Consider the following 26,405-nt stretch of genomic DNA (forward strand, 5'->3'; position numbering starts at 1 on the left):
CCTTGCCTACGCCGGCTGGCCGGTGGGCGCCCTCCGCCTCTAGCACGCGCAGCGCCCGCGCGGCCCCCCGCTGCCCCCGCCGGCCGCCGCCCCCCCCCCCCCCCCCACCGGCCTTGGGAGGATTTAGCGGGCTGCGGTCCAGCCCTTGTAGTCCTTCAGGTTCTCGGCCGTGATGAGCTTCGGGTCGAGCAGCACGGTCGGCTCCGCCGGCTTCTTGCCGGCCAGAAGTTCGGCCGCCATCGTCAGCGACTGGCCGGCCATCACATAGGGATCCTGCGAGGCCGAGGCCTTGATCATCGAGGTGCCGGAGGAGAGTTCCTTCTCGATATCGGGCGCGCCGTCGACGGCGGTGAAGATGAACTCCGAGCGGTTGAGCTGCTTGGCGGCAAGCTGGGCGCCGATCGCCGTCGGATCGTTGATGGCAAACACCGCATCGATCTTGTCGAAGCGGGTGAGCAGCGACTGGAACACCTTCAGGCCGCCGTCGCGCGAGCCTTCGGCATTCTGGTCGTCGGAGAGGATCTTGATGTCGGGATGCTGCGCCAGCACGTTCTTGCAGCCCTTCACCCGCTCCAGGATCGAGGACGATGCCGGTCCGTTGAGGATGACGTAGTCGCCCTTGCCGCCGGTGTGGTCGACCAGGTACTGGCAGGCCTCTTCGCCGGCCTTGACGTTGTTGGTCATCACGGTCACGTCGGCGCCCGGCGCCGAAACGTCGAAGGCGGCAACGACGATACCCGCGGCTTGCGCCTTCTTCACCGCCGGCGCGATCGCCTTGGCGTCGACGGCATTGAGCATGATCACGTCGACACCTGCGGCGATGAACGAATCGACCTGCGAGACCTGCTTGTTGAGGTCATAGTCGGCCGATACCGAGGTCACCTCGACCTTCGGGTTGATCTTCTTGGCCGCGTCCTCGATGCCCTTGATGGTGGCGACGAAGAAGGGATTGCCGAGCAGGCCGACCGAGATGCCGACCTTATTGAGGTCCTTGGCCGAAGCGGGCGCGATGGCGAGCGACGCGAGTGCGACGCCGCAGAGCAGTTTGGCGATGGTCTTCATTGCTTTCCTCCGATTGCCCCGCGCCTCTCACGGTGCGTTACATGAAACCGGTCGTTGACGCCGGCGACTAAGGTCAATCACGTTCTTGCTCCTGCCTGGAGCCTGTAGCGGTCGAGGGCGACCGCCACGATGATGACCAATCCCTTGATGATGTACTGCCAGATGTCGGAGACACCGGCCAAGATGAGCCCATTGGAGAGCACCGCGATGATCAGGCCGCCGATCAGCGTACCCCAGATCGAGCCGACACCACCGACGAAGCTGGTGCCGCCGAGGATGACCGCGGCAATGGCGTCGAGTTCGTAGGACTGGCCCAACTGCAAGCCGTTGGCGGCGTAGAGCCGGGCCGCCGACATGGCGCCGCCAAGACCGGCCAGCAGGCCGGAAACGCCATAGACGAAGAGCAGCACCAGCGGCACCTTGATGCCGGTCAGCCGCGCCGCTTCGGCATTGCCGCCGACGGCATAGATCCAGGTGCCGAGCACGGTGCGCTTGAGCACCAGCCAGGACAGCACCACCACCGACAGCGCGATGATGACCAGCCAGGGAATGCCGAACAGCGAACCGTTGCCGATAAAATCGAACGGCAGGTCCGAGTTGAACACCGTGGTGTCCTGGCCGAGCAGGCGGGCAACACCGCGCACCGCGGTCAGCGAACCCAGCGTGACGATGAAGGGCGGCAGCTTGATGTAGGCGATGAGCAGCCCGTTGATGAGGCCGAAGCCGAGCCCGACCAGAATGGCCGCCGGCACGCCGAGCAAACCCCAATCCGGCACCAGCGACACCATCACCGCCACCATCGCCGATGCGGCGAGGATGGCGCCGACAGACAGGTCGATGCCGCCGGTCAGGATGACGAAGGTCATGCCGGCCGCCAGCACGATGTTGATCGACGACTGCTGGGTGACGATCAACAGGTTGGTCTCGGTCAGGAAGCGCGGGTTCAGGAACTGGAAGCCGGCCGCCAGCAGGATCAGCACCGGCAGCATGCCAAGGGCAGCGAAAGCCGTGCGCAACCGTCGGCTGGTGCCGGTGGCCTGGCCGCCTGCGCTGATCTCGGTCGCCTTGTCGGTCATTGCTGAGCCGCTCCCGTTGCAAGTTCCATGATTTTTTCCTGGCTCAGCGGTTCGCCTTGCGATGCCGTCACCTCGCCCGATATCGTGCCGTCGCGCATCACCAGCACGCGGTCGGCGACGCCGATCACCTCGGGCAGTTCGCTGGAGATCATCAGGATGGCGATGCCCTGTTTGGCGAGATTGTCGATCAGCCGGTAGATTTCCGATTTCGCCCCGACATCGACGCCGCGGGTCGGCTCGTCGAGGATGACCACCTTCGGCTCGGTCTCAAGCAGGCGGGCGAGCAGCACCTTCTGCTGGTTGCCGCCCGACAGGGAGCCGGCATTGGCCTGCACCGAACTGGTGCGGATGGAGAGATCGGCAACAGCCTTGGAAGCGCGCCTTTCGGCGGCCGCGAAATCGCGCAAGCCGCCGGCGCGCGAATCCCGCGCCAGCACGCCCATGCTGATGTTGTCGGAAATCGACATGTCGAGGAACAGGCCGAGTTCCTTGCGGTCCTCGGTCAGATAGGCGATGCCGGCATCGAGCGCCTCGCGCGGCGAGCCGATGGAGATCGTTTTGCCGTCGAGTTCCAGCGTGCCTGACACGCGCCTGTCGGCGCCGAAGATCAGCCGCGCAAGCTCGGTACGGCCGGAACCGACCAGACCCGCCAGCGCCAGCACCTCGCCCTTGTGCAGGTCGAACGAACAGTCTTTCAGGAGACGGCCGTCGGACATGCCACGCACCGAGAGCGCCACCGCGCGCTTTTCGTCCGGCGGCCGATGATCCTTCTTGTAGAAAGCCGACAAATCGCGGCCGACCATCATCGAGACGAGGCGCGAGGCGCTGAGGTCGGCACGTTCGAGCGTGCCGACATAACCGCTGTCGCGCAGCACGCTGACGCGATCGGCAAGCTGGTAGACCTCTTCCATGCGGTGACTGATGTAGATGATGGCGATGCCTTGCGATTTCAGCGTCGCGATGACCTCGAACAGCCGGTCGGTCTCGCGCGAGGTCAGCGACGTCGTCGGCTCGTCCATGACGATGATGCGCGCATTGGTCGACAGCGCGCGGGCGATCTCGACCAATTGTCGCTCGCCGAGCGACAGGCTGGAGACCATGTCGCGGGCCGAAAAGGAGACGCCCAGACGCGCGATGATCTCCCTGGCGCGCCGGGTGCACTGGTCACGATCGACGATGCCGAAGCGTCGCGGCTCGTTGCCGAGGAAGATGTTCTGCGCCACCGTCAGATTGGGCGCCAGCGACAGCTCCTGATAGATCACCGCGACGCCGCTGGCGCGCGCCTTGATCGGATCGCCGGTCGCGGCCGGCATGCCGTCGATCAGGATCTCGCCACCGGCATCCGGCCGATAGGCGCCTGAAAGCACTTTCATCAATGTCGACTTACCGGCGCCGTTCTCGCCCATCAAGGCGTGCAGCTCGCCGGCATGGACGCTGAGCGAGACATCGTGCAAGGCACGGATGGTGCCGAACGTCTTGGAGATGTGGCGCATCTCCAGCACCGGCTGGCGCGCCGTCTCGGCCTTGGCAATCGCACTCATCGCGCGCCTCCCGCCACCGCACCAGCGACGCCCCGGTCCATGGTGGCGGCACGCCAATTGCCGCGATAGCCTACCAACCCGGTGAAACGCGACGCGCGCACCGGCTCCGGAACTTCGGCGGCGAATTCGCGCCCAACGCTCTCGAAGGCGAGCGCCGCTGCACCGGTGGCACTGCCCTCCAGCGTGGCGCCCTGCAGGAAAGCCTGGTCGGGACGCAATTGCGCCAGCAGTCCGGCGAGCAGACCGCCCGTATTCAGCCCGCCATCGACGATCACCGTGTTGTTCGAATGGATGAGGTCGAGGCAGAGATCGACCATCAGCGCGACGTAGAGCAGCGCCGTAGCCGCGCGTTCCTCGACATTGGGCGCGCGCCCCGCCAGTCGGCCGGAATGCCCCGCCATCGGCCCGCCCGGCGCGAAGCTCGGCAGCGCCATGATGCCGGCATCGATCACCCGCTGCACCGCCGGGCCGGCGATCTCGCCTTGCCAGCCGGCGCTGATGGTTGCGAATTCACGCCCGCCCATGAAGCGGATGGTCGGCACTGGGCCGCCGCCGACATCGACATTGACCAGCATGTCGCGGTCCCGGTCGAGCGCGTCGAGGGGACAGGACGGATTGAGCACGACGACCCAGGTGCCGGTAGAAACGACGGTGACCGGGCCAAGCTCCTGCCGGCGATAGGCATGCAGCGCCGCATTCGAGTCATGGACGCCGTTGTGGATGGCGATCGGGCTTGCCGCAGCGCCGAGGCGCTGCTCGCCGATAACGGTGCCGGCGCGCTCGAAGGCAGGCATCCGGTCACGCCAGCCCTGCGCGTCGACCAGCGAGGAAAAATCTTGGCGGCGCGGCGCCCACAAATGCGAATGGCAGCCGAGATAGGATACTTCCGAGACCGCCCGTCCGCCAAGGCGCCAGCTCCAATATTGCGGATAGCCGAGGATCGATTTCGACGCGGCGAACGCGTCGGGCTCGACCTCCTGCAGCCACAGCATGTGGCGGCCGTAGTTGAAGCCCAGCGGCAACCGCGGCGAGAAGGTCTCGGCAAAGCCCGGAATGCGGCGATCGATCCGCGCGGCAATCTCGGCCGGCGGCTCTTGCTCGTAATCGAGGATCGGATGCGTCAGCGCCGCCTCGTCGACCAAGGCAAAGGTGCAGCCATGGCCCGAGACCATGACCCCTTCCACTCCATGACCATCGACCGCATCGGCAACGGCGCTGAGCGCCCAATGGTGGAGCGCCGCCTCGTCGAGCACGCTGAAGCCGCCTTGGCGCACCCATTTCGGCTGGGTCCGGCGCTCGTCGACAATGCGCCCGTCCTGGCCGAAGACGAACAGCTTCGAATTGGTCTTGCCGAAATCGAGGACAGCCACCTTCACTGGATGGCTCCCGAGGCTATCCGCACCATGACGCCGGCGTCCTCCAGCATGCGCGCATCGGCGTCGGAGAGACCGTCGTCGGTGACCAGCGTGCCGATGCGGGAAAGCGGCAGCGCAACATTGCGCGCGTGGATCGACAGTTTGCGGCTATCGGCCAGCACCACGATCTGGTCGGCGCAGAGGCTGAGATCGAAGATCGAGCGTACCAGCAGCGGGTGCGATTCCATCACGCCTTCCTGGCCAAGGCCTTGCGCGCCGAGAAAGAATTTGGAGGCGTAGAAGGGCACGGCCTGGGTGAGCGAATGGATGATGCCGGGTTCGCGATGCAGATCACCGCCCGCAACCGTCAGGCTGCAATGGCCGTGGTCGCTGAGATAGGCCGCCAGCGGCATCGAGTTGGTGTAGAGGCGGATGTTGCGCTCGGCGAGCTTGACCCCGAGATGGAAGCAGGTCGAGCCGCCATGCACGATGACGGCGTCGCCGTCACGCACCATGGTCGCCGCGAGAGCGGCGATCTGCCGCTTGGCCTCGACCGCAAGGTCGCGGTTCTCGTCATAGGGCCGGGCGTAGGCGACACCGGCCTGGGAAGCGCCGTCGAGCGCCGAGATGCCGCCATAGACCTTCCGCGCTTCGCCGGCTTCGTCGATCCTGTCGATATCGCGCCTGACCGTCGCGGCCGAAACGCCAAGCCGTTCCTGCAGCTCGCGCACCGAAGCGAACGGACGATCCCGCAGCAGTTCGACGATCTGACGCTGGCGGCCGGAGTCGCTCAATTCTTTCCTCCCGGATGCCATTTCCATGGCAGTTGGCGCAACTTACTCAACATTAGCCGGATTGCAAGCGGGTTTTGATGATACTAGATCACTGTTGACGTAGATCACTCGTATCTGCGATATCAGCGCCAATTCGACCCCGGCAACGGGATTTCGCGCAGGACACGGCCGAGCCGTTGGAGGAAAAGCGCCATGGCGACCCAAGCTGATGCGCAGGAGCTGGCGGCCTTACGGGCGCTTTCGGCCAGCATCGGGCAGAGCCCGCATCTGACCCAGGCGGCAGGCGGCAACACCTCGCTGAAAGCCGGCGACACGCTGTGGATCAAGGCCTCCGGCACCTGGCTGAAGGACGCGCTGGTCGATGACATCATGGTGCCGGTGGCGATGGCGCCGTTGCTGAGAGCCGTCGAACAGCGCGATCGCGCCGCCGACCAGCCGCAGGGTTTCACCATTGCAGCGCTCAACCCGCGCGGCCTGCGGCCGTCGATCGAGACCACGGTGCACGCCCTGATGCCGCAGCGCGTGGTTCTTCACGTCCATTGCGTCGACACCATCTCGCTTGCCGTGCAGGCCGATGGCGAGGCCGAGGTCGCCAGGCGGCTCGATGGCATCGAATGGGCCTATGTGCCTTATTTCCGGCCGGGCCTGCCGCTTGCACGCGGCATTGCCGAGAAACTGCGGCCTGGTGTCGACGTGCTGATCCTTGGCAATCACGGGCTGGTCGTCGCCGCCGAAACCGTCGCCGAGGCGGAGCTTCTGCTGCGCCGTATCAGGTCATTGCTGGCCCGGCCGGCGCGCGCGACCGCCGCACCCGACCTCGATGCCTTGGCGGCGCTTGCCGGCGGCAGCTTCTACAGATTGCCGGCCGATGTCGAAGCGCATGCGGTTGCGCTCGACCCTGAGAGCCGCCGCATGGCGCAGGCCGGCAGCCTCTATCCGGACCACGTCATCTTCCTCGGCCAGGGCTCCATCGTGGCGAAACCAGGCGAGGCGGTGGCCGATGTCATTGCACGACTGGACACGTCGCCTGCGGCGATCCTGTTTCCCGGCGCAGGCGTGCTGATGCGCGGCGACGCCAGTGCCGGCGCCGATGCCATGCAACGCTGCCTCGCCGACGTGACGGCGCGCATCGACGTCGCCGCACGGCTGAACTATCTCACCGCTTCCGAGAATGACGAGCTGGTCAACTGGGACGCCGAGCAATATCGCCAGAAGCTCAACGCGGCTGGCGGCTAGCATGGACATGATGCCACTTGTCATCGGCATCGACCTAGGCACATCAGGTGCGCGCGCCGTCGCCATGCGCCCGGATTTTTCCATAGCCGGGCATTCGGCCGTTCCACTCGACAGGTTTGGCCGCGATGACCGAGCCCCCACGGCATGGTGGCAAGCGGTCAAGGCGGTGCTGACGGACCTGCTTTCCGGCATCGACCGCACGGCGGTCCGCGCCATCGCCATCGACGGCACCTCCGGCACGCTGCTGCCGGTCGACGTCGCCGGGCGGCCGCTGGCCGAACCGCTGATGTACAACGACAAGGTCGATGACGACGACATTCTGGCCGCGATCGACCGCACCGCGCCGGCTGCAAGTGCAGCGCACGGAGCGACATCCGGCCTCGCCAAGGCCCTGCGCTTCCAGCATCTGCCGGGCATTGCGGCGGTGCTGCATCAGGCCGACTGGATTGCCGGAAACTTCTCCGGCCGCTTCGACGTCAGCGACGAGAACAATGCCCTGAAGACAGGCTATGATGTCGAGGCCCGCCGCTGGCCGGAATGGATCGCCGCGACCGGAATGCGCGTGGAGTTGCTGCCGCGCGTGGTCGAGCCGGGCGAAGTCACCGGCGCCCTCACCGCGGAAGCCGGGGAACTGTTCGGCTTGCCGCGCGATGTGGCCGTCGTCGCCGGAACCACGGATGGCTGCGCCTCGTTCCTGGCGACCGGTGCTGCCGCGATCGGCGACGGCGTCACCGCGCTGGGATCCTCGCTGACCATCAAGATCCTGTCCGACCGGCCGATTTCGGCGCCGCGCTTCGGCATCTACAGCCACCGGCTCGGCAACGCCTGGCTGGCAGGCGGTGCGTCGAATTCCGGCGGCAAGGTGCTGGCTCAGCATTTTCCGCTCGCCCGTATCATCGAACTCAGCGCAAAAATCGACCCGGAGACCGACACCGGCCTCGATTACTATCCGCTTCCCGCCACGGGCGAACGATTTCCGATCGCCGATCCGGCGCTGCCGCCTCGCCTTGCACCCCGGCCGGCGGACGACGCCGATTATCTGAAAGCGATGTTCGAAGGCATCGCCGCGATCGAAGCGCTCGGCTATGACAGGCTTGCCGAACTCGGCGCGCCCGCGCTGATATCGGTCAGGAGCGTCGGAGGCGGGGCGGCGAACCCAGCCTGGACGGCAATCCGGCGGCGCAGGCTCGGCGTCGATTTCCTGCCCGCGCTTTCCGACGAGGCCGCCGCCGGCACGGCGCGGCTGGCGCTGATGGGTGCAAGCCGGGCAGGACTCCTATGAGCGCGAAAACGATCGAACGTCTCGACGGCATCGGGCCGCTGGCGGAGCGCTACGACGTGTTCCTGCTCGACCAGTTCGGCGTGCTGCATGACGGCACACGGCCCTATCCGGGCGCGGTGGCAGCGCTGTCGGCGCTGAAGCGCGCCGGCAAGACCGTGGTGCTGGTTTCGAACTCCGGCAGGCGGGCACGACCCAATGAAAGCCGGCTCATAAAACTCGGCTTCGAAGCGGGAAGCTGGGATCATTTCGTTTCTTCCGGCGAGGTGGCGTGGCGATCCTTTAGGGATATGGCGACGTCGGGGAAGCTGCGCCCAGGGACAAAATGCCTGCTGATCAGCCGTGAAGCTGACCGCTCCGCGATCGAGGGCCTGCCTTTTGTGCTGACCGGGTCCGGCGATGAGGCCGAACTGGTGCTGATCGCGGCCAGCGAGGGTGACCGCTTTGACCTCGACCATTATCGCAGGCTGTTCGCGCCGGCCGCAGAGCGGCGGGTGCCGTGTTTCTGCACCAATCCCGACATCATCATGCTGACGGCCGTTGGCCCTCGCTTCGGCGCCGGCCGTCTGGCCGATCTCTATGAAAGCCTGGGCGGCAGCGTTACCCGAATCGGCAAGCCCGACAAGGCGATTTTCGACGCCGCGCTGGCGCTGGCCGGCGAGCCGGACCGTGGCACCGTGGTCTGTGTCGGCGACAGCGTCGAACACGATATATCGGGCGGAAACAGCACCGGCATCGCCACCGCGCTGGTGCTGAGCGGAATACTGGCGGACACACCGGATCTCGCCGCTGTTTTCGACGAACAGCAGGCCTGGCCGGACTACATTACGGACAGCTTCAGCTTCCGCTGACCGCTTCCAGCATGCGCCGCGCGCTCTCCTCGTCGGTGATCAGGATGGTTGGGGCAATGAGGGTCATGGCGCCGAGCAGCGCTTCGGTTTTCTCCTCGCCACCGGAAGTGAGGATACGGATCGGTGCCTTGCGCAGACGGTCGACATCCACCGACATCACGTGGCTGTTGACGGGATGGTCGACCAGATCGCCGTTGCGGTCGAAGAAATGGAACAGGAGGTCACCCACGGCGCCACGCGCAAGCAGGGCCTCCCGATCCGCCTCCTTGAGGAAGCCGCCACGAGAGAAGGTGGTGGCCGAGGCGATCCCGCCGACGCTCAGCAGAACGGCATCGAGCACGTCGGCCATCTCGAAAATCTCCTGCAGGCCGCAGCGCTCGATCAGTGCGATCTTGGTCTCGACGCTGTCGACGACGGCTGGTGTCGGCATCAGATAGCCGTCGCCCTGGAATATCTGAGCGAAGCGCCAGGCGAACTCGGCTGGGTTGACCCGGCGCACGACGCCGACACCGCCAAGCAGCGAAATCACCTTGAAATCGGTGAGCGACTTGGCGCTGATGAAGGGCAGGCTCGAGAACAGCGTCTGCCCCCAGCCGACGCCGACCCGCATCCCGGACTTCATCGTGTCCGACAGGAAACTGCCGGTCTTGGCGCTGATCGCTGGTATCGGATCGGCATCGGGTGCCGAAAGCGGCGCCACCAGCGCCTGCTGCAGCCCGAACGTCTTCTCCAGCGCGCGCTCAAGCCGCACGATTTCCGACAATTCGCTCTCGATGGTGATCTTCACTTCGTTGCGCGCCCGGGCATCCGCCAGCATGCGCACGATGGTGACGCGACCGACGCCGAGCACGTCGGCGATCTCGTTCTGCGTCATCTGTTCGACGAAATACATCCAGGCGGCGCGAATCCTGAGGCGATCCGTCCGGCTTTCGCTGGCGACCTGCTCGGTTGCCTCGCCTCGACCGTCTTCGCTTTCGCCCTGTCGTCGTCTGCCCAAGTCTGTCTCTCCCCCTGCGGCGACGGACGAGCGCGCTGCCGCCGATTCTGCATGCTGGTCTAGTATCGCCTATTGATCTACCAATCGATAGGAACAATGTAGAGAGTGGCGGCTGCCCCGGTTGGCGGCTATCCGCAGCAAATTTCAAGGCGATCCGCGATGCTCCGACAAATCTCCGAAGATGTCCGCGTCAATCTGAAGGACCGGCTGCGGGAAGTCCGCGAAATCATCCGCCAGAGCCGCCATGACGGCAGCGGCGATGCCAGCATCCTGCGCGAAGCAACCAGCCATCTGCCGCCGTTTCCAGGCAAGGGCATCGAAGGCCTGCTCAGCCATGCCGCGAGTGCCGTCGACGAAGCGCTGTCGATCGCTGAAGCTTTCGTCCCGCATGAGCGCCCGATCAAGGTGGACGGCACGACGGTGAAGGGCCTCGGCACCTATTTCCCGGTCGGCAACGAGGATCGCCAACTGGACGCCGAACGCCTGTTCCGGCGCGATATGTATTATCTGACCAAGGCGGTTCTTGCCGGCCTGAACATCGACAATGCCCGCATCCACGAAGCCGATTTCGCGGCCGTCCATGCCACGATGCGCAAGCGGCATGGCGATCTGCTGGCCGCGTTGGCCGCGCCAGGTGCCGGACTGCAGGCAATCGCGGCCACCTGTTCGGCGCTGCTGGTCGAGTGCCTCGGCCAGCGTCCGGTCCGCTTTGCCGAAACGATGTCCGAAACGCCGGCGGTGGTGGGCAGCAGCGCGCTTGACGTAAGCTGCCTGGCACCGCTCGCTTTGGCCTGCGGCCTGGCGACCGCCGGCAGGGACGGCGCGCCGGAGCCGGATATGCTGGAGATCGCGATACTGGCGGCGGATATTCGCCACGACCGCATCGTTCAGGCCTGCGCCAAGGCAAACCCGATCGCTGAACTGACACCGGTGTTCGCCACCTTGCTTGCCCATCTGCCGTAGTTGGCCGGCCTGGGCTAGCCTTCAGCGGCCATGGCCATGATCGCTTTCTTGGCGCGCTGGATGGAAGCCGGGCTCATCGAGAGTTCGGTCAGCCCCATCTTCACGAATGTCGCAATGAGATCCGGACGGCCGGCCGCCTCACCGCACATGCCGACCATGATACCGGCGGCGACGCCGGCTTTTGCCGTCATTTCGATCGCCGACATGACGGCTGGATTGGTGACATCGTTGAGCTTGGCGACGGTCGGATTGAGCCGGTCCGCGGCCATGATGTACTGGGTCAGATCGTTGGTGCCGATCGAGAAGAAAGCGACCTCCTTGGCCAGCGTCGGGGCGATCAGCACGGCGGCCGGGGTTTCGATCATTACGCCGAGATCGAAGGTCGCATGCGGCACGCCTTCGGCTTTCAGCTCGGCCGTGCATTCGTCAACCAGCACGCGCGTCTGCCTGACCTCCGAGAGGTCGGACACCATCGGCAGCATCACCTTGATGTTGCCGTGCACGGCTGCGCGCAGCAGCGCCCGCAGTTGGCGCTTGAAGATGTCGGGCCGGTCGAGACACATGCGGATGCCGCGCCAGCCGAGGAAGGGGTTTTCCTCGTCGGGAAATTCGATGCCGGCAATCGGCTTGTCACCGCCGATGTCGAGCGTGCGTACAATGACCGGATAAGGCGCAAAAGCCTTGGCCAGCGCCGCATAGGTCTCGGCCTGCATGTCTTCCGAGGGCAGATGCATATGGCGCATGAACAAAAGCTCGGTGCGGAACAGGCCGATGCCCATGGCACCAGCCTCTTGCGCCGCTTCGATTTCCTCGAGTGAGCCGATATTGGCCGCGACCTCGATGATCCTGCCGTCGGCGAGCTTCGGCGTCACCGTCTTGAAGATGGTCAGGCCGGCGCGCTCCTTTGCCGCCGCTTCGACGCGGCCGGCGAAATCGGCACGGGTCGCCTCGTCGGGGTCGATGATCACATGGCCGGCATTGCCGTCGAGCGCGACGTCTCGCGCGGTGCGCAAGGCATTGACCTGGCCGCCGAGGCCGAGCACTGCCGGAATGCCGTGCGAGCGCGCGATGATGGCGATGTGCGAGGTGGCGCCGCCATGGCCGCACACCACGCCGCCGATACGCTTCAGCGGCGCGCGTGCCAGATCCCAGGCGCCGATGTCATCGGCAATCAGGATAGCCCCTTCGGGTATGTTTTCGAGGCTGACATCGTCTTGGCCCAGCAACACGAGGCAGATCTGCCGCCCGACCGCATGAACGTCATCCGCCCGCGCGTTGAGATAGTGATCGTCGACCGCGCTGAATTCGGCGGCAATGGTGGAGGCGGCGGTGATGACGGCGGAGACCGCGTCATTGCCGCCCTTGATCAGGCCCTCGGCCTCACCAGTCAGGCTATCGTCGGCGGCGATATCCCTGAGCGCGGCGACGATGCCGCGGTCTCCAGCCGACAGGCTGTCCTGCGCCAACGCATTATCCATACGGGCCTGGACCGCGCCGACGGCCGTGCGGAACCTGTCGATCTCGCCTTCTATCTCCTCGGCCCGCAACACGCGGCCCTGTCCGGCGATATCGGGTGGAAAATGCGCAAAGGCCGGGCCGATGGCGAAACCTTCGCTGGCGGCCACGCCACGCAGGCGGTTTGCCCCGTCAGGTGCCGCCGGCACGGATCCGGGCGCGGGTGCCGCTTCCTGCCCGGCATCGTTCGCCGGGCTCTGCGCCTCCGCTTCATCATCGAGGCCGGCCCGCGGATTCTCGAGATAGCCGATCAGCGCCTCGAGTGCCTCGATGGCATCGGCGCCATTCGCCCGCACCGTGACTTCCTGGTTCTCCTTGACCGCCAGCAGCATCAGCTTGACCGAACTCTTGGCGCTGACCGCCTTGCCGTCCTTGACCAGTTCGACGTCGGATTCGAAGCCCTTGGCGAGCTTCACGAACCGCGTCGCGGGACGGGCGTGCAAACCTTCATGCACTCTGACGATGGTCGAGCGTTCCATGGCAATACTCTGGTTTTGGGCGCCGCTCCCAACATAGGCCACGGCGCGAATGCTGTCAGGCGGCGATGGTGATGATTGCGCCGGTCTTCAGGGCGGCCACCAGCGCTTGCGGGTCGACTTGCGACGCACAGATCTCGCCCGGCCTCTCGGCCTCGGTAGCGCCGTTGAACGAGATGACGACATGGCCCATTTCCAGCACCTTGCTCCACGCGCTGGAGCCGACCGCTGTGATAACAGCGACAACCGGGCCGAGGGTGATCGAAGCGCCCTTGGCGGGCGCTCCGTCACTTGGTCCCTGCTCCGCCTTGTGGAGCACCGAAACCTCGGCAAGCTCCGGCGGCGAGCCATCCGCAAACAGGATGACCACGCCCCCTTCGGCAAGGTCCGCCACTTCGGGGCCGATGGCAGTGACCCGTGTTCTCAACAGAACCGTCATATGGCGAACCTCATTTTCTCAACTTTCCCTAGAGCGGTGAACCGCTCTAACTCTTTGTTTTGACGCAATTTCCAAGGGAAAGCATTATGCGCTTTTCCCAGAGTTGCCTTAGAACACGATCAGGCTGACGACCCAGGCGATCAGCACCGAGACCGGCCCCATGATCTGGCGGCTGATGAGCACCGCCGGAACGCCGATTTCGATCGTCTTCGGCTTGGCCTCACCGAGCGCCAGGCCGACGGGGACGAAGTCGCAGCCCACCTGGGTATTGTAGGCAAACAGCGCCGGCAGTGCCATTGCCGGCGAAATCGTGCCGTTGGCGATCTGCGGGCCGATGATGGCGACGCCGATGACCTGCGCGATGACAGCGCCTGGCCCGAGAATGGGCGACAGGAACGGCAGGCCGCAGATCGCCGAGATGATCAGCAGGCCGACGATGTTGTTGGCCAGCGGACCCATCGGCTGCGCCAGCACATCGCCGATGCCGGTATACAGGATCAGACCGATGAGCATGGTCACGAAGGCCATGAACGGCAGCACGTTGCGGATGACCTGGTCGATGGTGCGGCGGCCGGCATTGAAGAAGATGCCGACGATACGTCCCATGACCCGGCCGATCGTGCTGATGAGGCCGATCAGCCCACCCTCGCTCGGCAGCGGCTGTGGTGCCGCGGCCGCATTGTTGCTTGAACTCATCGCTGCTGCTCCCCCTGCAGTCGTGACCGTTTCGGATCCGTCCGCCATTGTGATGTTGGCCGGCTTCACGCCCGAAACGTAGATGTCCTCGGTGATGAACTGGGCCAGCGGCCCCGATTGACCGACCGGCGTCAGATTGACGGTCGGGATGCGCTTGCGCGGATAGACGCCGCATCGTGCGGTGCCGCCGCAATCGACGACCACCACCGCCATCTCGCTTTCGATCGGCGGCGCCCTGAAGCCGTCGACGGCTTCGCCACCGGTCATGTCGGCAATAAGCTGTGCCACCGGGTGGATGCCACCACCGGTGACGGAAACAACCTTGCTGCGCTGTTCGGTCGGCTCGATCACGAGCGGGCCACCCCAACCGGTCTTGCCCCGGGAGATGCGTACGGCTTTATATGTCTTGGCCATGATGTCCTCCCCGCCCTTACAGCTCGACGCCCTGGCGGCGTGCCATGATGGCGGTGATGCGTTCGGTCAGCATGCCCTTGAGCAGGATGACGACGAGACCGACGATTGCGTACCAGATCGCCACCTTGACGTGGTAACCGGCAACGACGACGCCCTTCTTTTCCAGCTCCAGCAGCGCAACGAGAATGCCGCCCCAGACGAAATACTCGCCGGGATTGATGTGCGGGAACAGGCCGAGCGGCGGGTGCACATAGGACACGGCCGCGTCATAGAAGGCCGGCTTGTGCTTTTCTTCCAGGAACGATCCGAACGTATAGGCCATCGGATTGGTGAGGAAGAACACCGCCAGCAGCGGCAACAGCGTGTAGCGCGTCAGCGCGATCCGGCCGGCGCCGCGCGCCAGGCCATGCACGCGCTCTTCGCCGACCAGTTCGGTGACGGCGTAGAAGGCCGTCATCAGCACCACCAGCGTCGGGATGATGCCGGTGACGAAGCCGGCGAAGACCTCGCCGCCCTTCTGGAAGATGCCGATGAAGTACTTGCCGATGGCGGTCAGCCAGCCGAGCTGCTCTTCCTGCTGGACGTCCTTCAGCTTTTCCTTGAACTGATCGACGGTGATCGGTCCGCTGTCCGCTTGTGCGAGGACAACGAGATGGTCGGAGGCATGCTCGACTGCGAGCTTGCCATGCAATGCGGCATCCGAGACCATGGCACCTGCGACATGCAGATTGTGCACGGCCATGTCGGCATGCTGCGCCAACAACGAAAATACAGACATTTCTCCTCCTTATGCCACCCGCCGGTTGATCCCAGTCGGTGCGCGGCGTCCTCTATCCCTTTGATTTAGAGCCCGAAATCCTGCGGCCCTAAGCCCTTGCTATGTTCAAGCCGGACAGGCCCGGCTTCTTCCCCGGCTCCGACCGTGTCTTGTCGATCTGCTCGATCGCCCGTTTCACGGCCTCGGCCACACCGGGTTCCCCCTCCCCCATGATTGCAGGGTTGGACCGGAGTTTATCGAGGGGAACACCCTCGAATTCTTCATGTCTTTTGAATTTGGTGAAGACGGAACGGCCGCTCATCACCATCAGGCGGCGCACGACCAGATCAGGCGTCACCACGACGAGCGCGATGGTGCCCTTGGCCAACCGGCCGCGAAAATTGCCGGCTCCGACGAAGCCATCCTTGTACTGGTCGGTGACGCCCCTGAAGACATCCGAATAGTGCCGCATCTGCAGCCAGACGCCGAGCGACTGCAGCGCCCACACGATAACCAGCAGAAGCAGTCCCCACTGCCAAATCGCCATTCGGTTCTCCTCCCGAAGCCTCAGTTGAACCGCACCTTGGACCGGCGCGTGACAACAGCAAAGTGAGAACATTTGTTTCCGAGAATGTCAATATGTATGATATTGGCCTCGGCTGCGGTCATCTACAAGGGCGCTGACCGATTTCGGCCGTGGCGCTGTTGTGCTAGGCTGACCGGGAAACAGGATACGAGGAACATGGAGCTGCCCTTCAGGGACGAGCTGGCCTTGATGCCGGATCTTCGCCATCGGCTGCGGCAGCTGCGCTGGTTCCGCGCCACCTTTCGCGGCAGCGCCAAGGTGGTCTCGGACACGTTCGGCGTGCGCTTCGAGATCGACGAGGCCAAGCTCACCAGAGCCTTTCTCGACTGGGTCGAGATCATGGAAGCGCAGAAGCGCTTCGCCGCGATCGACCGCGCCGACTTCATCGTCTTTGCCGCCGGCCTCGTGCTGCGCGAGTTGATAAAACAGGCGCCGGCAAAAGAAATATCCGGCCTCACCCAACTGATCGAGACGGAAACGAACGCCGGCACGCTGGAAATCGTCCGCTTCTGGCCGGAGGGTTTCCTCTACACCAACTACTGCGTCTCGGTGATTTCGGCGATCCACGAGCAGGAATTCGGCACGGCACCCGGCATCGACAAATGCGCCGACGATTTGCGCACATGGTGGTCCTATCGCGAGAATGTGACCGAGATGCCGGCCTATGCGGTGGCTTTCCTCGACCGCTTTCTCGGCGCCGAACCGAACTGGATCACCCCAGATCGCGCGCAGTCCCGGCAAGCCATGCAACGGGCGCTCGGGTCTTCCCGTGCGAGCGATGCGTTGCGCCAGCTTTGAGCCCGCTCTTCGCGCCCCCAAAACGCACGCGCTATTGAACATTTGACTTTTTGCCGATAGCGATGTGCGAAAATTGACTCGAGAGGGAAACGCGTGGCGCGACCAAGGCCTATTATTTTCGATTGCGACGGCGTTCTTGTCGACAGCGAGCCGCTGGCCGCCCGCGCCTATGAGCGCGTCTACGAAAAGCACGGCATGCCCGGTGTCAACACCAGCATCATCGCCCAATGCGTCGGCATGAAGCAGTCCGATATCATCGCCAGGATCAAGGAATTGACCGGGCACCAATTTCCGGCGGCGGCGGACGGCGACATCTGGGCCGAGACCAAGGTGCTGTTCTCGCAGGAATTGAAGCCGACACCGGGAATCACTGCGTTTCTCGCGACGCTTGCGGGCGACCGCTGTGTCGCCTCGTCCTCCTCCGTCGAGCGCATAAACCACAGCCTTGCCGTGACCGGGCTGGCGCGTTTCTTCGGCGACGCGATCTACAGCTCCTCGATGGTCAAGAACGGCAAGCCCGCGCCGGACATCTTCCTCTTCGCGGCGGACAAGATCGGCGCCAATCCCGTTGACTGCATCGTCATCGAGGACTCGCCCTTCGGCATCCAGGGCGCTGTCGCCGCCGGCATGACGGCGATCGGCTACACCGGCGGCGGCCATACCTATGCCGAGCACGCCGCGCGGCTGACAGCTGCCGGTGCCGATTTCGTCTGCGCCGACTGGCAAGAAGTTAGCCGGCAATTGGCTAGGTTTGGTGTGCCGGCCTAGGCTCTTAGCGAATGGGCAGTCCAAGGCGGACCCATTGGTCGGGCGGAATCACTGGCCCGACACGGAAATTGAAGGACAAGACCTTCGTTGCATCGGTGTCGACCTCGCACCGAAAACCCAGATGATACCATGTGGTTGTGGTGCGGAAGGCGACATCCGGAGCATCAAGGATATTGCCGGCCTTCAGCGGAACACTTGGGATCAACTCGGGGAAATAGGAGGCGTCCAGCAATTGCTGCTGCAACGCGCTGGCGCAAAGTTGGGCGGCCCGCTTGCCGCGAGGCACACCGGCCATCGAAGTCGTGGCCGACGTATCGCCGGTCGCGCCTTGCGAATAGAGTCTGTGAACACCCGGAAGGCCGGAATAAGTCCGCGACTTGGCAACGGCCACCTCCTTCGAGCTTGGCTTCCCGGCGTCCCCGCTTCCGGATTTCGAAACCTTTGACGGGCCGGGTTTCGGCGTATTTGCGGGTTTGGGTTTCGGCGCTTCTGCCGACGTGGGAAGCTCGATCTCACCTTCGCCGGCAGCCAATGGCGTTGGTGACGCTTCCGGCTCTTGTTTGTCTGCCAGCTGTTTGTCCATCTCCTGGGTCGGAGTTTCCGGCTTCTCCGTATCCTGTGTGGGCTCGGCCGATTTGTTCTCTGCCTGCTTCGGCACAACAGGCGGCTTCGACGCGTCATCCTTGGTCGGCGACGGCGAGTTGTCCTGAGCGCTGCCCCCATCCAGGGATTTCCTCGGGCCGGTATCCTTGTCGCCGAACTGAAAAACGGGCTTCAGGACCTCGACTGGCGACGGCTTGCTCGGTTGCTTTTCCGGCGGAGATGGCTTTTCGACTTTCGGTTCCGGCGGTTTTTCAACCTTGGGTTCCGGCGGCTTTTCGGCTTTGGCTTCCTTTGGCGGTGGTACCGGAGCAGGTTTAGGTTTCGGCTGCTCGGGCGGAGGCACGAGCGCGACATTGACCGGCTGCTCCTCCTGCGGCTGTTGGGGAGGCACCGGCAGGCCGTAGATCAGGAACGCCGCGATGAGCGCATGCAGGATCAGCGATGCGGGCAAGGCCCACAGCAAAGTCCGACGCCGCTGACGTGTCTCGTCCTTCATCCTGACCGATGTGGAATGAAATAGCGGCGGCTTCAAGCATAAGGACTGCATTGGCGCAGTTTGACCGCTGACAGCTTGGTGATCTGGATGATCACACGCAGAAGGATCAGCCCAGAATCCTATCCAGAAACCGGTCGTCCAGCCGCGTTTCGCCGAACCAGTTCAGCCGGTTGATGCTGACGAAGCCGGCGTCGATCACCGCGTTTTCGTCGCCCGGCTGGCTGGCGTGAGCCCGACCGCGCGGGACCGTGATGACAGTGCGCCCGCCATCGCTCTCCACGATCTCGGCCGTGCGGGCGATCTTGTCGCGGCCAATGCGTGGCTGGCGGATTTCGGCCGGCAGCGCCGTCGGTAGGTTGACGCTCAGCCAATGGCCCTCCGTCGACCAGTCGGCGCGCGACTGCCAAAGCGAGGCAATCAGCGCTCCCAGCCATTGGTCGTCGCCATCGGTGAAATCAGGATCCTTCACACGCGAAAAGCCGATCGCCGGCACGCCCCAGAAGGTCGCCTCCCGCGCAATCCCGAGCGTGCCGGAATAGGCAAGGTCCTCGGCAACGTTGCGCCCGTTATTGACACCCGACAGCACAAGGTCCGGTTTCTCTGCGTCGGCAAACAGCCACGTCATCGCGCTCACCACGCAATCGGCGGGCGTGCCGGAACAGGAATACCAGCCCGGCCTGACATGCCGCATCGTCAACGGTCTGGCGATCGTCAATGACGAACCGGCAGCGGTGCGCTTGCCGTCGGGCGCGACCACCCACACATCGTCGCTCAACGCGCTTGCGGCTTTGACGAGACGGGCAAGCCCCGGCGCTTCGATGCCGTCGTCGTTGCAGACCAGGATTCTCATCGTTCTCTTGCCTCCGGCACCGGGATGCGCTGGCCGGTGCGGCATTGCGTGCGCAGCGACGGAATGTGGTTTTTGAGATCACCGAGAAGCTCGGCCGCGCAGGAGTGACCGAGTGCCGCGGGACGCCCGGCCTTCTCCCAGATGTCGACATTGCCCGACAGCGTAGGATGGGTCGGCATGCGCACCCAGTCCGCCCGGCCGGCCTTGTGCAGCAGATCGCCAGGCGAGCCTGACGGCAGATGCCCGGTGAGCAGCACCGGAAACCCTGCCTGACCGGCGCGCGGCAGCAGCCGTGACGACGGGCCGGCCTCGCCCATGCCGTCATCGGCAAGCAACGGCAGCGACGGCAGGGGATCAGCATCGGTCCAGTCGGCTGCGTCTTGCAGGCGGGCAAGCAGGAGTCCGGAAACGCCCGGCAACAGAGACGCGGTGGCGCCGATCTGCACTTCCAGCGATGAGCGCATGCCGGCATGGATGGCGAACGGCCCCGGCAAGGCCGCGATCAGCTCCAGCGACCGCCCCGAGAGTGGCGTCGGCAAAAGACATCCGTCCGAATGCCTCGCAACCCACTGCGAGATTTCGCGCGCCCGCGCCGCACCTGGCACGGGATCCGCGCCATAGGAAGCATCAAGAACAAGCAGGTCGCAGTGCGGGATCGTGTCCATCACAAAGACATTGCTGTCCGGCACCACATCGGCCGAATAGGCGACGCGGCTTTCGCCGTCGTCGACGGCAAACCAGACGCCGCCGACCACATGTCCCGATCGTCCCGTCCGGATCGTGAGATTGCCGCTCTTCAGCATGTCGCAAGGTTCGAACAATTCGATGCGATCTTCTGGAAAAGGGAACCGCCTGAAATCCTCGGGCTCAGCATAGCCGGCAAGCGTCGCCGGAGCCTCGTCGCGGGTCTCAGCCGTCATGAAAATCGGGCCGGCATAACCGCGCGCCAGAAGCCAGCTCAGCGCGCCGATATGATCCTCATGCGCGTGCGAGACGAACAGCGCGTCGATGTCGGCGATCGACCCGTTCAGCGCCGGATAATAGTCCGCGCCCGACGCGCCGACCTTGATGCCGACATCGAGCAGGATGCGATCGTTGCCGCTGCTGACAGCGAGGCTGGTGCGGCCTTTTTCCCCAAAACCGCCGAGCAGATCGAGCATCATCACGATGCTGCCCCTATTGCCGGGATCAGCCAGCCGGACCGTATCCGAAGACGCGCCCGGGCTCCGCTCTCCAGCACAACCGGGTCGGGCTGTTCGAAATGCAAGGTGAGGTCGGGACTGGTCAAAGGCGTGAATTCGATCCGCGCCGAACCACCCTGATAGATCACCCGTTTGACCAGGCCATCGAAGCCGGGACCGTCCGGCGACACGTCGAGATCGGTCGACCGGCAGCAGATCTTTGCCCCAGTTCGCGGCCGCTCGCCAGCCCGGCAGCGGACGACCAGTTCAGCGCCGAGAATCCGGACCTTGCAATGGCCCCTTTCTTCCGCGCTCAACACATCCGCGGGCAACAAAATGCCTTGGGAAATGAAGGACGCCACCATTTCATTTGCCGGCTCATGATAGAGCTCGGGCGGCGTCGCGAGCTGGGCAAGTCGCCCGCCGTCCATCACCGCGATCCGATCGGCCAGCGCCATCGCCTCGGCTTGATCATGGGTGATGTAGACGATGGTGGTGCCAGTGCGCTTGTGGAAGGACGCGAACTCGTCCTCCATCGAGGCCCTCAGATGCACATCGAGATTGGCGAGCGGCTCGTCGAACAGCACCAGCGAGGGCGCGGCGACAAGGCAGCGTGCGAGCGCCACGCGCTGGCGCTGGCCGCCGGAAAGATTGGCCGGCCTGCGCTCGCCCAGCCCTTGCAGATTGACCAAAGCGAGTGCGTCTTCAACCTTCTGGCGCGCGACCGCTTTGTCCAGCTTCGCCACCTTCAGCGAATAGCCGATGTTTTCGGCGACCGTCATGTGCGGCCACAGCGCATAATTCTGGAAGACGATGCCGACGCGCCGCTTTTCCGGCGCGACGCTGCCGCCCTTGCCCGAAACGACCTCGCTGCCGATGCGGATTTCGCCTGACGTCACTTTCTCGAATCCCGCGACCAGCCGCAGCAACGTCGTCTTGCCGCAACCGGAGGGGCCGAGCACTGCCAGGAATTCGCCGTCGGCGACGTCGATCGACACATCCTTGACGGCATCGAAATTGGCGAAGCTCTTGGTCACATTGTCCAGGCTCAATCGCGCCATGGCAGCACTCCGCTGGGAAGGTAGGGGGCAAGCAGATTGGTCACCAGCATCAGCACGAAGGTGACCGCGACGGTGATGACGGACATCGCCGCCGCGTAGTTGGAATCGCCGCCCTGCTCGAAGGAAAACATCACCACGCCGATCGTTTCCGAGCCTGACGACCACAGCAGCGCCGAGACGGTGAGCTCGCTGAGCGCCGTCATGAAGATCAGCAGGCCGCCGGCGATCGCCGCCGGTGCGACGAGCGGGAAGATGATCGTGCGCATGCGTGTGAACAGCCCGGCGCCCGCCACTTGCGCCGCCTCCTCCAGCGCCCGATCGATCTGGTGATAGCCGCTGATGGTCGGCCGCAGCGCCAGCACCAGGAAGCGGGCGAGATAGGCGTAGAGGATGATCCAGACGGTGTTGTAGAGCTGGATGCCGGTCAGCGGGATCGGCCGCAGGAACAGCAACAGCGAGGCGATCGCCAGCACCACGCCGGGCAAGGCATAGGGCAGCTCGACCGACAGATTGAGCAGCCGAACCCAGCGCTGCTTGCCCCAGGCGATCAGATAGCCGATCGGCACGGCGACTAGGACCGCGAAGAAGGCCGCCGCGATCGACAGCCAGAAGCTGTTGAAGAAGGCGCGGCTGGCCGCATCATGCTCGAACAGCACGAAGCGATAATTGTCGAACGTTGCCGTCTTGGCCGTGAGCGCGATGCCATAGCCCGGCACCAGCGATGTCAGCACCAGCCCGAACAGCGGCAGGATCAGCACCACGACGATCAACAGCCACATGCCCGCCTGGACGGCGGGCCGCCAACGGCCGAGCTCATAGGGCTCGGCCGCCAGCGAGGTGGAGCTGATGCGATAGTCGCGGCGGCGGCTCATGACCTCCTGGGCGAGGATGCCAGCCATGGCGATGACGCCGATCAGCACCGACAGGAAGGCGGTTTCGCCGAGCACGGCGGGACCGCCGCCGGCCAGCCGTTGATAGATCAAGGTCGGCAGCACGAGATAGTTGGCGGGAATGCCGAGAAAGGCCGGAATGCCGAAATTGCCGACGCAGGAGACGAAGGCCAGTGCGGCGGCCGCCATGATCGACGGCGTCATCAGCGGCAGCACGATGGTGACCAGCACGGTGAACCAGCCGGCGCCGCCGGCCCGTGCCGCTTCGACCAGCTCGCGCGGCAGCTTGCGCAGGCCGGCACGCACCAGCAGGAAGACCAGCGGGCCATACTGCACGCCGAGCAGCAGGATGATGCCCGAGGTGGAGTAGAGCGGGTTTTTGGTACCGAGCGGCGGTGCCGCCCCGAACAGTTTCAGGAATGGACTTGCCGGGCCGAACAATTGCAGCCAGGCCAGCGCCGTCACCTGCGGCGCGATCATCAAGGGCATGACGTAACAGAGCACCATGGCGCTGCGAGAGCGGATATCGGTCAGGGTGACGAGGACGGCCACCAGCGTTCCCGACAGCACCGCAAGCAGGGTGCCACCGATGCCGACGACCAGCGTGTGCCAGGTGGCGATCCAGGTCGCCGGACTGGCGAGCCCCGCCTTTATCGCGACGGTCGACAGCGTGCCGCCGGGTGCCACGATTTCCTTGATCAGGCGCAGCATCGGCAGCAGCGAAAGCAGGACGATGACGATGGCCACCGCCGCCGTCAGGACCATTTCCTGGCCCCGGCTTTCCCTGATCCGTGTTGACATGATTGCTTTTCCTGGGATCGATCAGCCGATGCGCTCGGATTTCGCAGTCGGCATGCCGCTAGGGGGGCATGCCGACTGGATTGCCGGCTCAGCCGCCGAACAGTTCCGAGAACTTCGCCTTGTCGGCGTCGGTCTTGGCGACGATTGCCTTGGTGTCGAACGACATCACCTTGACCTTGACGCCTTCCGGCAGCCATTCGGGGCGGCCGACCGAGGCACGCGCCGGCAGATAGCCCATCGAAAGCGCCAGCTTCTGGCCGTCATCGGAAAGAATGAAGTCGACGAACTTCTTGGCGCCATCGACATTCCTGGCGGTCTTCATGATGGCGACCGGTTCGGTCACTGCCGGCACACCTTCCGAGGGGAACACGAACTCGACCGGGGAACCCTTCTTCTTGGCGTTCATCGCCATGAAGTCGACGAGGATGCCATAGGGCTTCTCGCCCGATGCCACCGACTTCAGCACCGCACCATTGCCGCGCACGCTGACGGTGTTGTTGGTCTTCAGCTTCTGGAAGAAATCCCAGCCATAGTTGGTATCGCCGACGAAGCCCGAAAGCAGGTAGGCGGCGGCACCCGAATAGAGCGGGCTCGGCATGACCAGGCCATCGGCATAGGCGGGCTTGGCAAGATCGGCCCAATGCTGCGGCTTCTCGGTCGCCGCGGTGTTGTAGACGATGCCGGTGGTGATCAGCTTGCTGCCGAAATAGGTCTTGTCGGCATCATAGGCATCCGCTTCGATGCCGTCGAGCTTTGCCTCGGGATAGGGCAGCAGCCGGTCGTCCTTCTTCAACAGCTCCATGCTGACCGCGTCAGCGATCAAAAGCACATCGGGCTGCGGGCTGCCGGCGGCAAACTCGGCCGCCATCTTGGTCAGGATGTCGCTCGTTCCGGAGCGATAGATATTCACATCGATACCCGGCTGCGCCTTCTTGAAGGCATCCACGGTCTTGGCCGCGTCGGCTTCCGGCTGGGACGTGTAGAGAGTCAGTGTTTCGGCGTTTGCCACGCCGGCAAACAAAGTTGCCGCGAGCGCCAGCTGGCTGGCCAGCAGCTTGATGAAGTGCGTCTTCAATGAGACCTCCTGTCTTTCTGTGCATGACCGGTCCGGCTCTGGCCGGCTCCCCGTCTCTTCCTCCCTGCACGGCGCATATGACTGGTGGATGACACAGCGCGTGAAACCCACAAAATATGTTCATATGTACGATGTCAATTACAAATGAACAAAACTGTGCGACAATCGACGCGCCTGCGATCGGCATCAATTGACATCCGGCCGGTGTTTCCTTGATGAGCACCGGGCAGGCCACGGCTCATGAGGGACAGGAACCGATGACCACAGAAAAACCCAGACAGGCTCGCCTACCGATGGTCTCGTCGGACCTTACCGTCAAGACGGCATGGCTCTACTATGTCGAAGGTTTCACCCAGGAACAGATCGCCGAAAAGCTCGATGTTTCCAGGGTGAAGGTCATGCGTACGCTGGCCTCCTGCACCGCCGAGGGCATTGTCGTCACCATGATCAACGCGCCGACCGCCGGGCAGGTGGCGCTCGAGCGGGAACTGGAAAAGCGCTGGGGTCTGGATGCCGCCGTCGTCATCCCGACACCTTCGGCGCATGACCATCTGGAGAAGGCCATCGGCCATGCCGTCGCGGCCTATCTCGGCGAGCAGATGCAGGACGGCATGACGCTGGCCATCGGTGGCGGCGCGACCCTGCATGCCAGCCTCGGCTTCCTTGCCCGCCGGCAATTGAAGCGTGCCTGCGTGGTGGCGCTTGTCGGCAGCCTGCCGCACTCGCAATGGATCAATCCATCCATCGTTGCTGCCAAGGTCGCAGACGTCTTCGAGGTCGACAGCTATCAGATCACCGCGCCGGTGACGGTCGACAATTCCTCGCTGCGCGATCTCCTCTGGGCGCAGCCGACCCTGCAGGATGTACGCCAACGCGCGGCCGCCGCCGACATCGCGCTGCTCACCGTCGGCGACATGTCGCCGGACGCCACCATCTTCCGGCACGGCATCGTGCCCTCATCGCTGATCGCTCCGCTGAAAGCGAAGGGCGCGGTCGCCAACATGCTGTGCTATTTTGTCGATGCCGCCGGCGGGCTGGTCGACCACGAGGTCAACAGCCGCGTCATGGCCATCGATCTCGATGTGGTCAGCAACGTGCCGAATGTGGTTCTCGCCGCGGGCGGCAAGCGCAAGGTCGCGGCGATCCTCGCCGCGCTGAAAGCCGTCGACACCAACGTGCTGATCACCGACAGCGATACCGCCACGGCGCTGCTTGCCAAGGGCGGCTGAGCCGGTTCGACTGGCCCCGGTGTTTCCCGCTACCCGTGTTTCCCGCTAAATGAGCCCGCGCTCGCGCAAAAAATCCTCGACACCGACATGGGTCATGGATTCGAATTCGGCGATCGCCTCGGCCACCCGCTTGCGCTGCGCCGCCAACAGCGTGAAAACCTGCTTCATCTCGCCGGAAACACCAAAACGGCTCCAGCGCTCGGCGATATGCGTGGGCAAGCCGATATCGGCGCAGAACGCGTCCAGGCTGTCATAGCCGAGGCTGGCGACAAGCTGCCTGGTCTCCTCCGCCGACATGCGCGGCTCGAAGGCATGATCGTGCAGGCGCTGCGCCACAAGCTTGATGTCGGATGGCGACGCGCCCATGACCTTGCCGAACAAGGTTTTGACGTCAGACGGGTCGAATGCAGGCATATTTGGCCTCCCTGGGTCGCAGTCCAGATAGAACATGGGTCAAGGGTTGGCGCCTGACAAGTCGTTTCTGTTTGTGAGCCGGCGCATGATTTGGCACCGGCTCCCGACAGGACCTAAACCAGCATGCCCATCGGGTTCTCGATCAGGCGCTTGAAGGCGACCAGCAGTTCGGCACCCAGCGCGCCGTCGACGGCGCGATGGT

The 26,405-nt window shown here is 64.4% G+C and carries 25 protein-coding genes; 7 read left to right on the plus strand and 18 right to left on the minus strand.

All coding sequences use genetic code 11. The annotated features are described in order from the left end of the window. Positions 1–123: 123 nt before the first annotated feature. The 5 genes from NKJ37_RS30585 to NKJ37_RS30605 all read right to left on the minus strand — a co-directional run bounded on the left by NKJ37_RS30585 (position 124) and on the right by NKJ37_RS30605 (position 5,828). On the minus strand, positions 124–1,062 hold the full coding sequence (locus NKJ37_RS30585) for an ABC transporter substrate-binding protein (RefSeq protein ID WP_027038073.1): 939 nt from the start codon (positions 1,060–1,062) through the stop codon (positions 124–126). Between the two features lie 77 nt (positions 1,063–1,139). Then, positions 1,140–2,138 carry an ABC transporter permease subunit gene (locus NKJ37_RS30590; RefSeq protein WP_127266680.1) on the minus strand — a complete coding sequence of 333 codons (999 nt, stop codon included), beginning with the start codon at positions 2,136–2,138 and terminating at the stop codon, positions 1,140–1,142. Beyond that, entirely contained in the window at positions 2,135–3,679 is a 1,545-nt protein-coding gene (locus NKJ37_RS30595; protein WP_352776302.1) for a sugar ABC transporter ATP-binding protein, read from the minus strand. The genes NKJ37_RS30590 and NKJ37_RS30595 overlap by 4 nt, the downstream gene beginning before the upstream one ends. Beyond that, positions 3,676–5,055: an FGGY-family carbohydrate kinase gene (locus NKJ37_RS30600; protein ID WP_352776304.1), complete on the minus strand. Its 1,380-nt coding sequence runs from the start codon at positions 5,053–5,055 to the stop codon at positions 3,676–3,678. Before NKJ37_RS30600 ends, NKJ37_RS30595 begins: the two co-directional genes overlap by 4 nt. Next, positions 5,052–5,828, minus strand: a complete 777-nt coding sequence (locus NKJ37_RS30605; protein WP_023811051.1) for a DeoR/GlpR family DNA-binding transcription regulator — start codon at positions 5,826–5,828, stop codon at positions 5,052–5,054. Before NKJ37_RS30605 ends, NKJ37_RS30600 begins: the two co-directional genes overlap by 4 nt. 192 nt (positions 5,829–6,020) lie before the next feature. Between NKJ37_RS30605 and NKJ37_RS30610 the strand changes: the two genes are divergently transcribed. The 3 genes from NKJ37_RS30610 to NKJ37_RS30620 are packed head-to-tail and all read left to right on the plus strand — an operon-like array spanning position 6,021 to position 9,194. Next, positions 6,021–7,064, plus strand: coding sequence for a class II aldolase/adducin family protein (locus tag NKJ37_RS30610; protein ID WP_023811050.1), 1,044 nt, complete (start codon positions 6,021–6,023; stop codon positions 7,062–7,064). A 7-nt stretch (positions 7,065–7,071) separates the two neighbouring features. Further along, positions 7,072–8,346: an FGGY-family carbohydrate kinase gene (locus tag NKJ37_RS30615; protein ID WP_031213187.1), complete on the plus strand. Its 1,275-nt coding sequence runs from the start codon at positions 7,072–7,074 to the stop codon at positions 8,344–8,346. Next, complete coding sequence (locus NKJ37_RS30620) at positions 8,343–9,194, plus strand: TIGR01459 family HAD-type hydrolase (protein WP_352776306.1); 852 nt, start codon at positions 8,343–8,345, stop codon at positions 9,192–9,194. The genes NKJ37_RS30615 and NKJ37_RS30620 overlap by 4 nt, the downstream gene beginning before the upstream one ends. On the opposite strand, the gene NKJ37_RS30625 is transcribed toward NKJ37_RS30620, so the two are convergent. After that, positions 9,181–10,191: a sugar-binding transcriptional regulator gene (locus tag NKJ37_RS30625; protein WP_023811047.1), complete on the minus strand. Its 1,011-nt coding sequence runs from the start codon at positions 10,189–10,191 to the stop codon at positions 9,181–9,183. The genes NKJ37_RS30620 and NKJ37_RS30625 overlap by 14 nt on opposite strands. Before the next feature lie 159 nt (positions 10,192–10,350). On the opposite strand from NKJ37_RS30625, the gene NKJ37_RS30630 reads away from it, so the two are divergent. After that, a complete protein-coding gene (locus tag NKJ37_RS30630) occupies positions 10,351–11,154 on the plus strand; it encodes a hypothetical protein (RefSeq protein WP_023811046.1) in 804 nt (267 codons plus the stop codon). 14 nt (positions 11,155–11,168) lie between these two features. Here the strand turns inward: NKJ37_RS30630 and ptsP are convergent, their stop codons facing one another. The 5 genes from ptsP to NKJ37_RS30655 form a co-directional block, all read right to left on the minus strand. Next, positions 11,169–13,148 (minus strand): phosphoenolpyruvate--protein phosphotransferase, encoded by a 1,980-nt coding sequence (gene ptsP / locus NKJ37_RS30635; protein WP_023811045.1) that lies wholly within the window; start codon positions 13,146–13,148, stop codon positions 11,169–11,171. A 55-nt stretch (positions 13,149–13,203) separates the two neighbouring features. Continuing rightward, positions 13,204–13,584: a PTS glucitol/sorbitol transporter subunit IIA gene (locus tag NKJ37_RS30640; RefSeq protein WP_023811044.1), complete on the minus strand. Its 381-nt coding sequence runs from the start codon at positions 13,582–13,584 to the stop codon at positions 13,204–13,206. Positions 13,585–13,692: 108 nt separating this feature from the next. Beyond that, positions 13,693–14,694, minus strand: coding sequence for a PTS glucitol/sorbitol transporter subunit IIB (srlE, locus tag NKJ37_RS30645; protein WP_023811043.1), 1,002 nt, complete (start codon positions 14,692–14,694; stop codon positions 13,693–13,695). A gap of 16 nt (positions 14,695–14,710) precedes the next feature. After that, complete coding sequence (srlA, locus tag NKJ37_RS30650; RefSeq protein WP_013529328.1) at positions 14,711–15,472, minus strand: PTS glucitol/sorbitol transporter subunit IIC; 762 nt, start codon at positions 15,470–15,472, stop codon at positions 14,711–14,713. Positions 15,473–15,560: 88 nt separating this feature from the next. Continuing rightward, positions 15,561–15,998: a transcriptional regulator GutM gene (locus NKJ37_RS30655; protein WP_023811041.1), complete on the minus strand. Its 438-nt coding sequence runs from the start codon at positions 15,996–15,998 to the stop codon at positions 15,561–15,563. Positions 15,999–16,193: 195 nt separating this feature from the next. Between NKJ37_RS30655 and NKJ37_RS30660 the strand changes: the two genes are divergently transcribed. Both NKJ37_RS30660 and NKJ37_RS30665 read left to right on the plus strand, forming a co-directional pair. Beyond that, on the plus strand, positions 16,194–16,835 hold the full coding sequence (locus NKJ37_RS30660) for a hypothetical protein (protein WP_023811040.1): 642 nt from the start codon (positions 16,194–16,196) through the stop codon (positions 16,833–16,835). Between the two features lie 93 nt (positions 16,836–16,928). Further along, a complete protein-coding gene (locus tag NKJ37_RS30665; protein WP_023811039.1) occupies positions 16,929–17,603 on the plus strand; it encodes an HAD family hydrolase in 675 nt (224 codons plus the stop codon). A gap of 4 nt (positions 17,604–17,607) precedes the next feature. Here the strand turns inward: NKJ37_RS30665 and NKJ37_RS30670 are convergent, their stop codons facing one another. The 6 genes from NKJ37_RS30670 to NKJ37_RS30695 form a co-directional block, all read right to left on the minus strand. After that, the gene (locus tag NKJ37_RS30670; protein ID WP_352776307.1) at positions 17,608–18,702 is read right to left on the minus strand and encodes a DUF930 domain-containing protein; all 1,095 of its coding nucleotides are present in this window, start codon (positions 18,700–18,702) and stop codon (positions 17,608–17,610) included. 106 nt (positions 18,703–18,808) lie between these two features. Beyond that, positions 18,809–19,552: a 5'/3'-nucleotidase SurE gene (locus tag NKJ37_RS30675; protein ID WP_352776309.1), complete on the minus strand. Its 744-nt coding sequence runs from the start codon at positions 19,550–19,552 to the stop codon at positions 18,809–18,811. Beyond that, positions 19,549–20,715 carry an MBL fold metallo-hydrolase gene (locus NKJ37_RS30680; RefSeq protein ID WP_352776316.1) on the minus strand — a complete coding sequence of 389 codons (1,167 nt, stop codon included), beginning with the start codon at positions 20,713–20,715 and terminating at the stop codon, positions 19,549–19,551. The genes NKJ37_RS30675 and NKJ37_RS30680 overlap by 4 nt, the downstream gene beginning before the upstream one ends. After that, on the minus strand, positions 20,715–21,794 hold the full coding sequence (locus tag NKJ37_RS30685) for an ABC transporter ATP-binding protein (RefSeq protein WP_352776310.1): 1,080 nt from the start codon (positions 21,792–21,794) through the stop codon (positions 20,715–20,717). The genes NKJ37_RS30680 and NKJ37_RS30685 overlap by 1 nt, the downstream gene beginning before the upstream one ends. After that, complete coding sequence (locus NKJ37_RS30690) at positions 21,782–23,485, minus strand: ABC transporter permease (RefSeq protein ID WP_352776312.1); 1,704 nt, start codon at positions 23,483–23,485, stop codon at positions 21,782–21,784. The genes NKJ37_RS30685 and NKJ37_RS30690 overlap by 13 nt, the downstream gene beginning before the upstream one ends. Before the next feature lie 88 nt (positions 23,486–23,573). Beyond that, the gene (locus NKJ37_RS30695) at positions 23,574–24,560 is read right to left on the minus strand and encodes an ABC transporter substrate-binding protein (RefSeq protein ID WP_128305052.1); all 987 of its coding nucleotides are present in this window, start codon (positions 24,558–24,560) and stop codon (positions 23,574–23,576) included. A gap of 257 nt (positions 24,561–24,817) precedes the next feature. On the opposite strand from NKJ37_RS30695, the gene NKJ37_RS30700 reads away from it, so the two are divergent. After that, positions 24,818–25,789 (plus strand): sugar-binding transcriptional regulator, encoded by a 972-nt coding sequence (locus NKJ37_RS30700; RefSeq protein WP_352776313.1) that lies wholly within the window; start codon positions 24,818–24,820, stop codon positions 25,787–25,789. Between the two features lie 45 nt (positions 25,790–25,834). On the opposite strand, the gene NKJ37_RS30705 is transcribed toward NKJ37_RS30700, so the two are convergent. Continuing rightward, complete coding sequence (locus NKJ37_RS30705; protein WP_013529317.1) at positions 25,835–26,203, minus strand: hypothetical protein; 369 nt, start codon at positions 26,201–26,203, stop codon at positions 25,835–25,837. Positions 26,204–26,405: the final 202 nt, after the last annotated feature.

The sequence above is a fragment of the Mesorhizobium sp. M0140 genome (genome assembly GCF_040322475.1).
GTDB lineage: Bacteria > Pseudomonadota > Alphaproteobacteria > Rhizobiales > Rhizobiaceae > Mesorhizobium.